Genomic DNA, 14,863 nt, shown 5'->3' with positions numbered 1-14,863 from the left:
CGTTCAGTGCCCCGCCATGTGGCGGCCGACCACCGTGAGATCGGCTTCGCTGGTCCGCGCTTCATACACGAATTCGCCGTGGAACATCACCACGAGCCTATCCGATAGTTCGAGCAGCTCGTCGAGGTCCTCGCTGACGAGCAGGACGGCGGCGCCGCGGTTGCGCGCGGCCATGATCTCGGCGTGGATCTGCGCCACCGCCGCGAAATCGAGGCCGAAGCAGGGATTGGCTGCGATCAGCACTTCGACGTCGCCGCCGAGCTCGCGGGCCAGTACAGCCCGCTGCACGTTGCCGCCCGACAGCGCCGAGATCGGCGTATCGGGCGTGCGGGTCTTGATCTTGTACTGGCCGATCTTCTTCCTGGCGTCGCTCCGGAAGGCGCTACGATTGAGCCACCAGCCGCCACTTGCAAAGGGTGCGCGGTCGAATTCTCGAAAGGCGATGTTGTCGGCGACGCTCATGCCGCCGACGCAGGCGTTCTTCAGCGGCTCCTCGGGCAGCAGCGACATCCTGTGCCGCCGCATCTCCTCGCGGCTTGCGTGATAGAGATCGCCGGCGACGCGCACCTCCCCGCTCTCGGCCTCGCGCTGGCCGGCCAGCACCTCGACGAGCTGGCGCTGGCCATTCCCGGAAACGCCGGCGATGCCGACGATCTCGCCGGCGCGAACGGTGAGCGAGACATCGTGCACGGCAACGGCGCCCGCATCGTCCAGGGCGCGGAGCTTTTGCAGCTCCAGCCTGGCCTGACCGGCTTCGCCGGTGCGCGGCGGCTGCACCGTCAACTCCTCGGCACCGATCATGGTGCGGGCCATCGCGTCCGGCGTCAGCTCGGAAACCTTGCCGGCACCGGCGAGCTTGCCGCGGCGCAGGATGGTGACGTCATCGGCAAACGCCATGACCTCGCGGAACTTGTGCGTGATCATCAGGATGGTCAGCTCGCCCTTCACAACCATGTCGCGGAGCATGCCGAGCACCTCGTCGGCTTCCGCCGGGGTCAGCACCGAGGTCGGCTCGTCCAGGATCAGGAAGCGCCGCTTAAGATAGAGCTGCTTGAGGATCTCGCACTTCTGCCGTTCGCCGGCAGAGATGTCGGAGACCTTTGCGGAGAGCGGTACCTTGAAGGGCATGCTGCCCAAGAACGCCTCCAGCTCCTTCATCTCGTTCGGCCAGTTCACCACGGCCGGCACGTCATCGCGCGCCAGCACGAGGTTTTCGGCAACCGTCATCGCCGGCACCAGCGTAAAATGCTGGTAGACCATGCCGAGGCCGAGCGCGTGGGCATCCTTCGGGTTGGCGATCGCCTGCTCGCGGCCGCCGACGATGATGTCGCCTTCGGTCGCGTGGTAGTAGCCCATGATGCATTTGACGAGGGTGGATTTGCCGGCGCCATTCTCGCCGAGCAGGGCGTGGAACGAGCCCGGCCGCACCTTTAACTCGACATTGTCCAGCGCCAGGAAGTCTCCGAAGCGCATGGTCATGGCGACGGCGTCGACGCCGAAGGCGCCCGAGGGCGGTGGCGTTTCGCCGATGATCACGAAATCGCTCCGATGAAGGCATCCGAGGTCGAGACCGCGCCGAATACGCCGCCCTGCATCTTGATCATCTTCAGCGCATGGTCGTGGTTGCTCTTGTCGGTCGCGCCGCAGCAATCGTGCAGCAGGACGCATTCGAAGCCGCGGTCGTTGGCCTCGCGCATCGTGGTGTGGACGCAGACGTCGGTCGTGATCCCGGTCAGCACGATGTTCTCGATGCCGCGCACGCGCAGGATCAGCTCCAGATCGGTGGCGCAGAACGAGCCCTTGCCGGGCTTGTCGATGATCGGCTCGCCCGGCAGCGGCGCCAGCTCCTCGATGATGTCCCAGCCGGGCTCGCCGCGCACCAGGATGCGTCCGCACGGGCCGGGATCGCCGATGCCGGCGCCGATCTGGCGGGAGCGCCAGCGCTTGTTGGCGGGCAGGTCGGAGAGATCCGGGCGGTGGCCTTCGCGGGTATGGATGATATGGAAGCCTTGGCTTCGCATCGCTGCGAGCAGCCGCTTGATCGGCTCGATCGGTGCCCGTGTCAGCGAGAGGTCGTAGCCCATCTTGTCGACATAGCCGCCGACCCCGCAGAAATCGGTCTGCATGTCGATGATAATCAGCGCGGTGTTCTCGGGGCGGAGATCACCATTGTAGGGCCAGGCATAGGGCTCGGACTTGATGTAGCGCTCGGGCATGGACGACCTCGTGCGTGTTACCGTGTGATCGAGAGTTCGGCGGGCGCGCCGGTCAGCGTCCGCTTCGGCGAGCAGGTGATGATCATGATCGCCAGCGTCAGGATGTAGGGCGCGGCGTTGAAGAGGTGATAGCCGGAGGTGACGCCGACCGATTGCAGCGCCGGACCCAGCGCCGCTGCGCCGCCGAAGGCGAGCGAGGCCCATAGGCAGAGCAGGGGATCCCAGCGCGCGAAGATCACGAGGGCCACGGCGGTGATGCCCTGGCCCGAGGAAAGGCCCTCGTTCCAGCTTCCGGGGTAGAACAGGGACAGAAACGAGCCGCCGATGCCCGCGAGGAAACCACCGGCCATGGTGGCGCGCAGGCGGATCAGCAGCACGGAATGGCCCATCGCGCGTGCGGCATCCGCGCTCTCGCCGGCGGTGCGGATGAGCAAGCCCCAGCGGGTGGTGCGGAAGGCCCAATAGAGGATTGGCGCCAGCGCCACGCCGATCAGGAACAGCACGTTGATGCGCAGCGCTGCCTGGACTTGCGGGATGTCGCTCCACCAGCCGAAGTCGATGGCGGGCAGCCGCGGCGCTGTCGGCTCGATCAGCGGCTTGCCGAGATAGAACGCAAGGCCAGTGCCGAACAGCATCAAGGCAATGCCGACGGCAACGTCATTGACGCGCGGCAGCGAGCAGATGCCGGCATGCAGCGCACCCAGCAGCGCGCCGGTGATGCCGGCGGCAAGCACGCCGAGCCACGGAGAGCCGGTGAGATAGGAGATGCCATAGGCGCTCATCGCGCCCATCACCAGCGTGCCTTCGAGGCCGAGATTGATGCGGCCCGCACGCTCGGTGATGCATTCGCCCAGGCTCACGAACAGGAATGGGGTGGAGACGCGAATGGCGCCGCCGAGGACGGCGAGCGGGACGGTCCAGAGGCCGATCGATCCGTCTGCCATCTCAGGATTTTCCCTTCAGGAATCCGATGCGGCCGTAGAGCGCATCGCTGGCGAGCACGAAGACGAAGATGATGCCCTGCAGCACCAGCACGGACGCATCGGGCAGCCCCAAGCGGCGTTGCAGCAGGCCGCCGCTGGCGCTGATGCCGCCGAGCAGGATGGCGACGGGGATGATGGCGAGCGGATTTTGCCGCGCCAGAAAGGCGACGAGAATGCCGGTGAAGCCGTAGCCGGCAGCGAGGTTGGCGTTGGTGCGTCCCTGCACGGCGGCGACCTCAACCATGCCGGCGAGGCCAGCCGCGCCGCCGGCAAGGAAGCAGACGGTCAGGATCAGCTTGTCGACGCCGAGACCGACGATCTTCGCAGCACGGATGTTGCCGCCCGCCACGCGCGCGGCGAAGCCGAACACAGTGTGATAGACCAGGATGTAGGAGGCGATCGCAGCGATCAGGCCGAACACGAGACCCCAATGCACGTCGGTGCCGGGAATAGAGCCGATCATGTTGGCGGCGCCGATCTCGCGGGTGGACGGCTTGTTGAGGCTGGCGGGATCGCGCATCAGCCCCTCGACGAGATGGTTGAGGATCGCGAGCGCGATGTAGACGAGCAGCAGGCTCGAGATGGTCTCGTTGACGCCGCGATATTGCCGCAAGCCGCCCGCGAGCATGATCCACAGCCCGCCGCCGATCACGCCGGCGCAGACCATGGCAACCTGGACGATGAGCGGCGGCATGCCCTGAAGCGCGAGTGCGGCGCTGGTTGCCGACAATGCGCCGATCAGCAGCGCGCCTTCGCCGCCGATGATGACCATGCCGAGCTGCGCCGGCAGCGCAGTACAGAGTGCGGTGAGGATCAGGGGCGCTGCGCGCGTCAGCGTGTTCTGCCAGGAGAACCAGGTGCCGAACGCGCCGTAATACATGTAGAAATAGAGATCGAGCGGATTCTTGCCGAACATCGCGACGAAGATGCCAAACACCGCGAGCGCGCCGACCAGCGCCGCGCCCGGGATCAGGACATATTCGATCGTGCCGCCGTGACGCTGGAGGAAACCGGGATCGGCGGCCGGGGCGACTGTCCCGACCGCGTCTGTGGAATCCGCCGCTTCCGTCGTCACGAAGTGGCTCCGAGCACGCCCTCGACGAGGTAGTCCATTTTCTCCAGTTCAGGATCCTTCTGGCCGCGGTTGGTGCCGGCGGGGATCACGGTCTTGCCCTTGTTGTCGACCAGCCCACCCTTGAAGATGGCGAAGCCTTCTGCCGACAGGAATTTTGCCTTGGCCTCGTCGGCCGCTTTGCGCGCTTCGGCCGAGACCGCTTCGCCATAGGGCGAGGTCTTGACGATTTCTTCCTTCAGGCCGCCGCGGTAGAAATTCGGGATGCCTTCGCCGGAGGCGATCATCTTGACGAACTTCGGATAGAGCGCTTCCCAGTTCCACTCCGCGCCGGTGAGATAGGCCTTGGGTGCCAGCGCCGACTGGTTGGTGTGATAGCCGCAGACGAAGGCGCCGCGCCGCGCCGCGTTCTCGACCATGGTCTTGGGCCCATCGACGTGGCAGGTGAGCACGTCCACGCCCTGATCGATCAGGCTGTTGGTGGCTTCGGCCTCCTTGACCGGCATCGACCAGTCGCCGGTGAAGATCACCTGCGTGGTGGCCTTTGGATTGACGGACTTGGCGCCAAGCGTGAAGGCGTTGATGTTGCGCAGCACTTGAGGGATCGGCTTGGCCGCGACAAAGCCGAGCTTGCTGCTCTTCGATGTCAGGGCGGCGACGATGCCGGAGATGTACTGAGCCTCGTCGATATAGCCGAAATAGCTGCCGGCGTTCTTGGGGTCCTTCTCGCTCCAGAGGCCGCCGCAATGCTCGAAGCGTAGCTTCGGGTACTTGTTGGCCATCTTGATCATGTGCGGATTGTAGTACCCGAACGAGGTCGGGAAGAGCAGGGTGGCGCCATCGAGATTGATCATGGACTCGATCGTCTTCTCGACCGCATCGGTCTCCGGCACCTTCTCCTCCTCGACCACCTTGAGGCCGGGAATCTTCTTCAGCGCTGCCGCGCCCTGCGCGTGCGCCTGGTTGTAGCCGTAGTCGTCGCGCGAGCCGACATAGATGAAGCCGATGGTGGTCTCGGCTGCGAAGGCCGGGCGGAGGCCCGCTGCCGCGCCGAGGGTGAGGGCCGCGCCGCCCTGCAACACATGACGTCGTGAAATCCTGCCAGAATCCATTGCTCGCTCCCCTTGGCGGATGCCCCGCCTTGATCTCACGGCTGCGCCGGCTTGGCGGAGCCGGGATCAGATGTCGCAAGCTTCGTGCCAGAGACTATGAAGCGTGCAATTCGTTATAAGTACTTGAAATAAGTATGGGATAATGTGTGCTCTGAACTTGGCGAGGAAAATGGCAGGCTAATTTCTAGGCAATATCAAAGCATTGTATGCAGCGGAGTTGAGCAGCCAGAACCTGCTCGTGCATGTGCATGATCCGCGTCGGACGGTCGGCCGGCAAGGCGCATTCATGCTAACCACGCGCTGACTTGGACGGCGCCGGAGGATGTCCGCTGGCACCGAACCTGTATCGATTGTCGTCAGGACCGCCGTGTCCTCAGAAGATGGAAAGCTCGCCGAGATGGGCGCTGGTACCGTTCACGATGCATCGCTCGGCAATGAGATCGTTCGCCGGATCAACGAGCTCGGCGCGATCTCGGAAGACCCCGAGAAGCTCACCCGCATCTTCCTCAGCAAGGAGCTGCGCAAGGCCGCGGACCTCATCATGGGGTGGATGCGCGAGGCCGGCATGAGCGCCCATCTCGATGCCATCGGCAATGTCTGCGGACGGTACGAAGGCGACCGGCCGGGCATGCCCTGCCTGATGCTCGGCTCGCATTACGACACCGTGCGCGATGCCGGCAAATGGGATGGACCGCTGGGTGTGATCACGGCGATCTCTTGCGTCGCCGATCTCAACCGCCGCGGCAAGCGCCTGCCATTTGCGATCGAGGTGATCGGCTTTGCCGACGAGGAGGGGGTGCGGTTCGCTTCGACCTTGCTCGGCAGCCGTGCGGTGGCCGGCACCTTCGATGAGAGCGTGCTGAATACGCGCGACCGCGACGGCGTGTCGATGCGCGAGGCGCTCGTGCAGTTCGGCCTCGATCCCGACCATATCGGTGCGGCCGCGCGCGCGCGGTGCGAGCTGCTTGGCTATCTCGAATTGCACATCGAGCAGGGGCCGGTGCTGGAAGCGCAGAACCTGCCCGTGGGCGTCGTCACCGCCATTGCCGGGGCCACGCGCCTTGCAGCCCGGCTCTCGGGTATGGCCGGTCACGCCGGCACCGTGCCGATGGCGCTGCGCCGTGACGCGCTCGCCGGTGCGGCCGAATGCATCAATGTGATCGAGCAATTTTGCCGCACCGACGAGGGCGGCCTCCTCGGCACCGTTGGCTACATCCAGGCGAGGCCCGGCGCGACCAACGTCATTCCGGGTGAGGTATCCTTCACCATCGACATGCGCGCGCCGACCGACATGCATCGCAAGCGCGCGGCGGCCGATGTCGTCGGCCAGATCGAGGCGATCGCCAAGCGGCGACAGCTGGCGCTTCAGCTCGACGTTACCCACGAGAACCGCACCGCGCCCTGCGCGCCCTGGCTCAAGCAGCAGATCGCGCAGGCGATCGAAGCCGAAGGCTTCTCCGTGTTCGAGCTGCCGAGCGGGGCAGGGCACGACGGCATGGCGATGATCGACATTGCCGATGTCGGTATGATCTTCGTCCGCTGCCGCGGCGGCATCAGCCATCACCCGGACGAGCATGTCGCGCTCGCCGATGCCGATGCCGGCGCGCGTGTGCTGCTGCGGGTGATCGAGAATTTCGGGCCGCGTAAGGCCGAGGCGAGCGTCACGGACCCGCAAGTCACCGGGTAGAGATACGAATCAGTCATGTTTAAGATGGTGGCCATCATCACGAGGGTCACGAGACAATCAGCCGATTGACGGACATGAACAGCGACATCTCTTTTCCATCACATCGTGAAAACCGGTTCTATCAGGGGATGGCTACGACCTTCGTCGCCAACGCCCTTCAGGCGGTCAATTTCCTCGGTGATCGATTCCTGAGACAATCGCATCATTCGTTGTCGGCGATCGAGGACCTCTATCGGCACTCTATGGACAGCGCCTTTTCGGTGACCGAGGCCTTCCTCGTCACCGGCGCACCGCACGCCTCCGCCTATTACCCCCGCGACTTCGCCTGGTTCTATCCCGACGTTCTCGATCCTGAGACCATCATGGATGCGCAGGACGCGGTGCGACGGGTCCGTCTGCTCGAGAAGAGCGTGCGCCTGCTGCTGGAGGCCGTTCGCGCCGACGTGGTCACCACGACCATCGTACCGGCCGGGCGCGGCCGGTATCTCGGCGTGAACTATTTTTCGCGACCCTCGGATACGCTGCTCGGCATTCTCGCCGGTCTGCAGCAGATGATCTCTGCCGAGGAGAGGGCGTCGTCCTACCTTGCGATGTCGCAATGCGCGCACGCCGGCCGCTTGTTGCTGGCCGAATATGGCGGAGACCTGAAGCGCGCGATCCTGAAGCTTGCGAGCGAGCTGGAGTCCTTCGACGCTGACGGCACCAGATATTTGCTGTGCGACGCCAGCGGCCCGCGCTCCGCGGCGACGGATACCCGCGCCGAGCGCCGGCGTTTCGTCACCAATGCCTGCGTCTACACGACCTTCGTGTGGGGCGTGCAGCTCGGGATCGTCGGCGAGAACGAGCTGAAGCGGCTGCTCGGGCGCGACCTCGCGCAGTACAAGAGGGATCTGCTCCGCCTCTTCGGCAAGAACGGCTACATCAGGCATTCCCTGGACGGCCCGGCGAGCTCACCGGCATCGTCGGTCGCATTGGATTTCGTCAGCGTGCATCGCGGCTTCTGGGATATGAGCGAGGCGAGCGAGCGCGCGCTGTTTGCGGCCACGACGGATCTGATCATCGCCGAGCCACGGTTTCGCATTCCGAGCACGTTCCACTTCCTGGTCTCGGCGGACAACCCGCGGACCAAGATGATCCACAAGATTGCAGCTCCCGCCTATCAGGGGCGTTCCTCCTGGCCGACGTTCAACGTCGAATTTGCCGACCGCATGCTGGATTACGATGAGTTCTCAGGGAGCGATACCTATCGGGCCTGCGCGCAAGGAATCCTGAAGGACATTCGCACCGCGACCGAACTCCACGGCGGCTATCAGGAGCTGATCTCGGAGCAAGGTCTGAAGTATCGCACCTGGGCTTACAAGGGCGCCGTCGCCCACTCGTGGTTTCCGCGCTTCCTGTCGGTCTGGAGGAGGGCGTACGGCACGCCACTCCTCCAGTGGAACGATTGATCCGCGACCGCTATCCAGCGGTCACGTCCACTACCCGCCGCCCTCCAGCACCTTCGCCGCCTTGGCGCGGTCGAGATTGCCTTCCCAGGCCGCGACCACGACGGTGCGACGCAATAGCCGACGAGGTTGCCGAGCGCGCGGGTTATGCCGATGAGAAACCGGGTTATTCCGCCGCCTTCGCCGTCTTGCCGAACATCCGCGTCGGGGCCGGGAAGCCGCAAGAGGTGCCGTCGGTGACCTTGACCTGATTTTCCCACGGCAGTCGGAAGGTGCCGGCGACCATGTCCTGCATGAAGGTGTAGGGGCAGTCCATCGCGCCGCCCTTCACCGCGACGTAACCGCGGTGCCAGAGCTGGTAGATGTTGTTTTCGACGCCCCAGTTGATGCGGGCTTCGCGCACGAGATCCGGCAGGACCTCTGCGGTGATGATCTCGTCGGCACGGCCGGTCGTACCATGTGCCAGGACGGTGCCGTCGAAATTGACGATCATGCCTTCGCCCATGGAATCGAACGAGCCGTCCGAGCCGCACATGCAGACATTTGCGGTGATCATCAGATTCTGAAACGAATTGGCCTGGTTGGTGAAGCGCCAGGCTTCGCGGATCGGCGCGGTGTAGCCGGCGGTGCGGATCATGATCTCCGCTCCTTTGTAGGCGCATTCCCGTGCCATCTCCGGGAACATGCCGTCATGACAGATGATCAGCGCGATCTTCGCGCCCTTCGGTCCCTCGATCACGGGAATGCCGATGTCGCCGGGCTCCCACGGCTCGACCGGAATCCAGGGATGAAGTTTGCGATAGTAGAGCTTGATCTCGCCATGATCGTCGATGATCAGGCCCGAGTTGTAGGGATTGCCATGCGGGTTGAACTCCATGATGGAGAAGCAGCCCCAGATCTTGTTGTCGACACAGGCCTGCTTGAAGGCCGCAACCTCCGGTCCGTCCAGCCGACACATGATCTCCGGTTTGGTGTCCATCGACAGGCCGTGCAGCGAGTATTCGGGGAAGACCACCAGATCCATAGTGGAGAGATTGCGGCGGGCCTTGCCGACCATCCAGACGATGCGCTCGGTCTGCCTGGCGAGATCGGCCGCGCTCACCACGCTAGGCAGCTGCAGCTGCACAAGTCCGATAACCACACCGTTGGGGGATTTGTTCAGCCCGCCAAGCCCGTTCATGATCAGCTCCGTTGCCTGTCTAGCGCAGCGTCGTTGCGCGCCGGATCTTTTGCCGCAAGAAGCAAATCCGATTTCGATGAAGAGCTAAAGGTTATTTTTCAGGCGATGGCGCAGTTACGCGGCAGCAGGCGATCTCGTCACGCCACGAGATCGAGCAGCCGGCATGAGCCGCGCACCAGCACCTTGCGTCCTGCGGATGTTATCGCAGGCACGCCGTCATTCATGACAACGAGGCCGAGCTTGGCGAGGCTTTCGACGAGATAGGCCTTCGCGAGGCGACCGTTCGACACGGGGTTGCGAAGCGCCTTTAGCGCTTCCCACTGGTCCGTCGATAGATCAAAGTCGAAATCGTTGCTCATGTTGCCTCAGCCGATCGTCCGGTTCGCGTGCCCCTGTTAGCGGCGCCGCATGAAGACCATGCGACGACAATGAGTCGGGAATTCGGTCAGCTGTTTAGAACATCTCTTCACAAATTGCGGCACTTCGTTGCGCCACAAGAGTTAACGTCGTTCGTGCAGAATACCGTCACGATCTCCGATCACTAATTGATGATCCGCAATTGATGTTGCGATGCGAGCTGCCGCAGTGCACGGCAAGCATCACTGTCCTATTTGGCGTCGCGATATGCACAGAAATGATGAGGCGGGAGGTTGAGGACTCTGTTACCTTGGCCCGCGGGGAATGGCTTCACACGGCAGGAGTGGAGTGCATGAACAGGCTGGTGGAAATTCGCAGTCAGGAATTCCTTTGCCGAGAGCGCGCGGCGCTCGATTCGAAGCGCCGGCCGTTCTGGCTGGCGCAGGCACAAGAATGGGAGCAGCGCGCTCTCGACGAAATCGCGCGTCACTTTCGGGAGTGCAATCAGGCCGAGCTGAACGCCGCCTGACGGAGGTGGCTATTATTGCTTATTGATAAGTCGCCACAATATCGGAAACAGCGCGTTCGAGCTGTTGCGCGGTGGCGCATTGGCGCACGACGCTGCAAAAAGTTGCGTAGCGCGGCATCTCGGAATCGCCAAAGCCCCAGGCGAGCCGCCCCTCGGGATTGAGCCAGACCAACCGCTTCGAACGCTCGGAGATCCGGCGCAAAATGTCGGCGCGTGGGTCGAGATTGTTGCTGCGGGCATCGCCGAGCACGATCACCGTGGTCTGCGGCGTCAGCGCGCTCATGAACTCCTTCTCGAAATCGACCAGCGAGGAGCCGTAATCCGACGAGCCGAAACCGACCTTGGACATGATCTCGGACATCGCTTCCTCCGGCGACTTCGTCTCCAGGATCTCGCTGACTTCGATCAGGTGTGAGGAGAAGGCGAAGGAGCGGACGTCGTCGACCACCTCGTGCAGCGAGTGGATCAGCAGCAGGAAGAAGTCCGAGACTTGCGCAACGGAGCCCGAGACGTCGCACAGCGCGACGATCTTCGGCCGGTCGCGATGCTTGCGCTTCCATGCCGTGAGGAAGGGCACGCCGCCCCAGGCCGCGTTGCGGCGGAGCGTTCGGCGAACGTCGAGATGGCCGCGGCGCTGGCGCTTGCGCGGCTTGGAATAGCGCTCGCGCAGCCGGCGTGCGATCTGGCGGATGAGGGCACGCATCTCGGCGACCTGGCGACGCTCGATGCGGGCAAGCGGCGCGTTGCGCAGGATCTCGTTGCGGAGGTTCTCGGCCTCCTCGCGGGCATAAAGTGCAAGCCCTTGCGAGACCGTGTCGCGCACGGCTTCGCGCAAGGCATCGAGCGCGGCGCGCAGGCGTTCGGCCAGCGACGGGTTGGTCGCGGTCAGCTGGTCGAGATCGTCGCGCAGGCGCTGGAGGCCCATGGCGTCGAGGATGCGGCTGGAGAATATGCCGCGCTGGGTGGAGTAGCGGATATCGGACAGGGAGGTCGCGCCGGAGGCACTGGCAATCGCGGCAGCGATCGCGTTGCGATCCTGCGACAATAGCATCTGCGCCAAGGGACCCAGGCCCTGGGAAGGCTGACCTTCGCCCGCCTCGCTCGCCGAGCCGGCGGAGGGCGGCTGATCCTCGCCTTGCGCAGCATGATCTTCGCCGGCAGCCTCAGGCTGATCCTGCCGCGGCTCCGGCTGGCTGAAGAACAGATCAAAGCAGTCGCCGAGCGCGAGCTTCTCGTCCTGCGACTTGGCGAGCGTCAGCAGCAGCGCATCGCGCAGCACGGCACGATCGGAGATGCCGACCTGCGCGACGGCGCGCATCGCATCGATGCTTTCGGCCGGCGAGACGTGAACGCCAGCGCCGCGTGCCGCCCGAAAGAAGCGATGGAGATTTTCGCGCATCGGCGTCAACCGAAGACGTTGGACCGGGCCGCCTTGGCAATGAAGGTCGTCACCTGCGGCGTCGCGGCCTCGATGTCGGCTTCGTATTTCAGGAGCACGTTGAGCGTATCCTTGACGATATCAGTATCGAGTTCGGAAGCCTGGAGCAGCACCAGCACACGCGCCCAGTCGATGGTCTCGCTGACCGAGGGCAGCTTCTTCAGATCCAGCGAGCGGATCTCGTGGATGAAGCCGACCATCTGCCGGCGCAGCGTCTGCGAGATGCCGGGCACGCGGCTTTCGACGATGCGCTCCTCGAGCCGCTGCTCGGGAAAGCCGATATGCAGATGCAGGCAGCGTCGCTTCAGGGCATCGCCGAGGTCGCGCTCGCTGTTGGAGGTGAGGATCACCGTCGGCGGCGTGATCGCCGAGACGGTTCCGAGCTCGGGGATGGTGACCTGGAAGTCGGACAGGATTTCCAGCAGCAGCGATTCGAATTCGGCGTCCGACTTGTCGATCTCGTCGATCAGGAGCACGCAGCCGCCCGGCTGCTCAAGCGCCTGGAGCAGCGGCCGCGGCTCGACGAATTCCTTGGAGAAGAACACGTCGCCGAAATCGTGGAGCTGGTCGAGCGCGGCATGCAGCGTCTGCGCGCCGCCGAGAACCTCGCCGAGCTTGTCCTTGAGGATCTGCGTGTAGAGAAGCTGCTTGGCGTATTTCCACTCGTAGAGCGCCTTGGCCTCGTCGAGGCCCTCATAGCATTGCAGGCGGATCATCTTCATGCCGCGCCATGCCGCGATCGCCTTGGCGAGCTCGGTCTTGCCGACGCCCGCGGGGCCCTCGACCAGGATCGGCTTCTCGATCTGCTGCGACAAATAGACGGCAGTCGCGATCTGCCGGCTCGCGATGTAGCCCTGCGCGGCGAGGCCGCTCTCCACTGCCTCGATCGAGGTCGAGGCCTTCTGATCAGCCACGAAAGGGCGCTCCCAAAGGTCTTGCTTGAGGCTTGTTCTGCCTGCGTTCCAGGCAAAGAACAAGCCACGTTTGGGAGACATCCGACCCGCGTGAACGGCGTTTTTTCCGCTAAGCGCAAATAGTTGGGCGCTTCGCTGTTGGCGCGATCAGTGCCGCAGCAACTCCGGCTTGCGGATCGTTTGCCTCAGCTCGGCGCCGCAATCGGCGCATTCATAGACGAAGTCGATCTTGGCAAGGCTCCAATGCGGCTCGACCTCGCGCACATACATCGGCAGGAACCCCATACAGGTGGGGCAATTCACTGGCGCGATTTCGACGTCCTGATGATGCTGAACGTAAGCTGGCATCTCGGCTCTCCTTCGCAGGCGACCCATCAAACCCCGCGCAAAGGCTACTCCCGGTCGCCGCGGGGCCCTCATCAACTCTTTCGAATGGAAGTGGAACGGCGGCTGTTTGTCGTTCGCTGTGACATTCTTGTTACGGCTTCTATACTGTAACGGGCGGACCAAATGCCTATTTCACAGGCCGATCCGGTGTTCGGACTTTCATTTCAACGATAAAGGAGCACGCCCATGACGCATGCCATTCGCTTTCACAAAACCGGCGGTCCGGAAGTCCTGGTCTGGGAGGAGGTCAGCGTCGGCAAACCTGGGCCCGGCGAGGCGCGCATCCGCCACACCGCGGTCGGCCTCAATTTCGTCGACATCTATAACCGTTCCGGCCTCTATCCGGCGCAACTGCCGAGCGGGCTCGGCAGCGAGGCGGCTGGCGTCGTCGAGGAGGTTGGGCCTGGCGTCACCGATCTGAAGCCGGGCGATCGCGTCGCTTACGGCGCCTCGCCGCTCGGGGCCTATGCGGAGGCGCGGCTGATCCCCGCCGACCGGCTGTTGAAATTGCCCGACGGCGTCGACGACAAGACAGCGGCGGCGATGATGCTCAAGGGGCTCACCACGCAATATCTGATCCGCCAGACCTATCGGGTGAAGGCCGGCGATACCATCCTGCTGCATGCGGCCGCCGGCGGTGTCGGCCTGATCTTGAGCCAGTGGGCGAAGCATCTCGGCGCGACCGTGATCGGCACCGTCAGCAACGACGAGAAGGCGAAGCTGGCAAACGCGCATGGCTGCGACCATGTCATCATCTATACAAGGGAAGATTTCGTGAAGCGGGTCGACGAGATCACCGGCGGCAAGAAGGTGCCGGTGGTGTATGATTCCGTCGGCAAGGACACGTTCCTGAAATCGCTGGATTGCCTCGCTCCGCTCGGCGTCGCCGCGCTGTTCGGCCAGTCCTCCGGCGCGGTTGAGCCGCTTAATCTTGGCCTGCTCGCCCAGAAGGGCTCACTCTACGTCACGCGTCCGACGCTGTTTACCTACGCCGCCAAGCGCGAAAATCTGGTGGCGATGGCGGGCGAGCTGTTCGACGTCGTCAAGTCCGGAGCGGTCAAGATCGAGGTGCACCAGACCTACCCGCTGAAGGACGCCGCCAAGGCGCATGCCGATCTTGCGGCACGCAAGACCACGGGATCGACTGTTCTCCTGGTGTAGTGCCGACGGGGCGGTGGCGCGAGCTCCGCTGCACACTTTGCGCTAACGCGGCCCTTCAGGTCCGGATCATGCTGTGGGCCTGCGTCACGTCCTCTCGTGCTTGCGCAGGTCGCGGACGTGATCGAGGCGAATTGCCTGGAGATCGACGTCCTCGGGCTCGATCTGTGGGAGGGCCGCCTCGGCCAGGATGGCCTCGGTGACATCCTCGACCGAGTTCTCCACGATCTCGTGGATGAACGAGACGTTCCGATACTCACCCGAGGCGATGCGGGAAATGACCTCGCGCCGGGTGATTTCGGGATCGACGATCGCCTCGCGGCCCCGCCGTCCATAATCGATCATCACGACGAAGTATTGCATGAAACGATCCTGCCGCGCCCCG

15 protein-coding genes are annotated in these 14,863 nt (G+C 64.0%); 4 read left to right on the top strand and 11 right to left on the bottom strand.

Annotation, left to right across the window (positions count from 1 at the left end; genetic code table 11):
• Positions 1-3: 3 nt before the first annotated feature.
• From ACVWYQ_RS11885 to ACVWYQ_RS11865, 5 genes are read right to left on the bottom strand one after another with little or no spacing between them, the layout of a single operon-like run.
• On the bottom strand, positions 4-1,536 hold the full coding sequence (locus ACVWYQ_RS11885) for an ABC transporter ATP-binding protein (protein WP_225182870.1): 1,533 nt from the start codon (positions 1,534-1,536) through the stop codon (positions 4-6).
• Entirely contained in the window at positions 1,533-2,216 is a 684-nt protein-coding gene (biuH, locus tag ACVWYQ_RS11880; RefSeq protein ID WP_063688390.1) for a biuret amidohydrolase, read from the bottom strand. The genes ACVWYQ_RS11885 and biuH overlap by 4 nt, the downstream gene beginning before the upstream one ends.
• Positions 2,217-2,233: 17 nt before the next feature.
• Positions 2,234-3,160 (bottom strand): ABC transporter permease, encoded by a 927-nt coding sequence (locus ACVWYQ_RS11875; protein ID WP_036045297.1) that lies wholly within the window; start codon positions 3,158-3,160, stop codon positions 2,234-2,236.
• A 1-nt stretch (position 3,161) separates the two neighbouring features.
• Positions 3,162-4,274 (bottom strand): ABC transporter permease, encoded by a 1,113-nt coding sequence (locus ACVWYQ_RS11870; RefSeq protein ID WP_456725640.1) that lies wholly within the window; start codon positions 4,272-4,274, stop codon positions 3,162-3,164.
• Positions 4,271-5,383: a BMP family ABC transporter substrate-binding protein gene (locus ACVWYQ_RS11865; RefSeq protein ID WP_456725639.1), complete on the bottom strand. Its 1,113-nt coding sequence runs from the start codon at positions 5,381-5,383 to the stop codon at positions 4,271-4,273. The genes ACVWYQ_RS11870 and ACVWYQ_RS11865 overlap by 4 nt, the downstream gene beginning before the upstream one ends.
• 397 nt (positions 5,384-5,780) lie before the next feature.
• Here ACVWYQ_RS11865 and ACVWYQ_RS11860 point away from each other — a divergent pair, with 397 nt between their 5' ends.
• Together ACVWYQ_RS11860 and ACVWYQ_RS11855 are read left to right on the top strand one after the other, a co-directional pair.
• Complete coding sequence (locus tag ACVWYQ_RS11860) at positions 5,781-7,070, top strand: allantoate amidohydrolase (protein WP_456727137.1); 1,290 nt, start codon at positions 5,781-5,783, stop codon at positions 7,068-7,070.
• A 74-nt stretch (positions 7,071-7,144) separates the two neighbouring features.
• On the top strand, positions 7,145-8,518 hold the full coding sequence (locus ACVWYQ_RS11855; protein WP_456725638.1) for a hypothetical protein: 1,374 nt from the start codon (positions 7,145-7,147) through the stop codon (positions 8,516-8,518).
• 163 nt (positions 8,519-8,681) lie between these two features.
• Here ACVWYQ_RS11855 and ACVWYQ_RS11850 read toward each other — a convergent pair whose 3' ends face one another.
• Both ACVWYQ_RS11850 and ACVWYQ_RS11845 read right to left on the bottom strand, forming a co-directional pair.
• Positions 8,682-9,695 carry a formamidase gene (locus tag ACVWYQ_RS11850; protein WP_456725637.1) on the bottom strand — a complete coding sequence of 338 codons (1,014 nt, stop codon included), beginning with the start codon at positions 9,693-9,695 and terminating at the stop codon, positions 8,682-8,684.
• Between the two features lie 137 nt (positions 9,696-9,832).
• Positions 9,833-10,054: a hypothetical protein gene (locus ACVWYQ_RS11845; protein ID WP_271544208.1), complete on the bottom strand. Its 222-nt coding sequence runs from the start codon at positions 10,052-10,054 to the stop codon at positions 9,833-9,835.
• Positions 10,055-10,404: 350 nt separating this feature from the next.
• On the opposite strand from ACVWYQ_RS11845, the gene ACVWYQ_RS11840 reads away from it, so the two are divergent.
• On the top strand, positions 10,405-10,581 hold the full coding sequence (locus ACVWYQ_RS11840; protein ID WP_456725636.1) for a hypothetical protein: 177 nt from the start codon (positions 10,405-10,407) through the stop codon (positions 10,579-10,581).
• Between the two features lie 19 nt (positions 10,582-10,600).
• Here ACVWYQ_RS11840 and ACVWYQ_RS11835 read toward each other — a convergent pair whose 3' ends face one another.
• The 3 genes from ACVWYQ_RS11835 to ACVWYQ_RS11825 all read right to left on the bottom strand — a co-directional run bounded on the left by ACVWYQ_RS11835 (position 10,601) and on the right by ACVWYQ_RS11825 (position 13,281).
• The gene (locus ACVWYQ_RS11835) at positions 10,601-11,980 is read right to left on the bottom strand and encodes a vWA domain-containing protein (protein ID WP_456725635.1); all 1,380 of its coding nucleotides are present in this window, start codon (positions 11,978-11,980) and stop codon (positions 10,601-10,603) included.
• Between the two features lie 5 nt (positions 11,981-11,985).
• Positions 11,986-12,933: an AAA family ATPase gene (locus tag ACVWYQ_RS11830; protein ID WP_456725634.1), complete on the bottom strand. Its 948-nt coding sequence runs from the start codon at positions 12,931-12,933 to the stop codon at positions 11,986-11,988.
• 147 nt (positions 12,934-13,080) lie between these two features.
• The gene (locus ACVWYQ_RS11825) at positions 13,081-13,281 is read right to left on the bottom strand and encodes a hypothetical protein (RefSeq protein ID WP_036007702.1); all 201 of its coding nucleotides are present in this window, start codon (positions 13,279-13,281) and stop codon (positions 13,081-13,083) included.
• A 225-nt stretch (positions 13,282-13,506) separates the two neighbouring features.
• Between ACVWYQ_RS11825 and ACVWYQ_RS11820 the strand changes: the two genes are divergently transcribed.
• Positions 13,507-14,481, top strand: coding sequence for a quinone oxidoreductase family protein (locus ACVWYQ_RS11820; RefSeq protein ID WP_275500678.1), 975 nt, complete (start codon positions 13,507-13,509; stop codon positions 14,479-14,481).
• Positions 14,482-14,565: 84 nt separating this feature from the next.
• Here the strand turns inward: ACVWYQ_RS11820 and ACVWYQ_RS11815 are convergent, their stop codons facing one another.
• Entirely contained in the window at positions 14,566-14,841 is a 276-nt protein-coding gene (locus ACVWYQ_RS11815; protein ID WP_456725633.1) for a hypothetical protein, read from the bottom strand.
• Positions 14,842-14,863 lie beyond the last annotated feature (22 nt).

This window comes from Bradyrhizobium sp. USDA 3397 (assembly GCF_054060965.1).
This window is presented reverse-complemented; position numbering and strand designations above follow the sequence as displayed.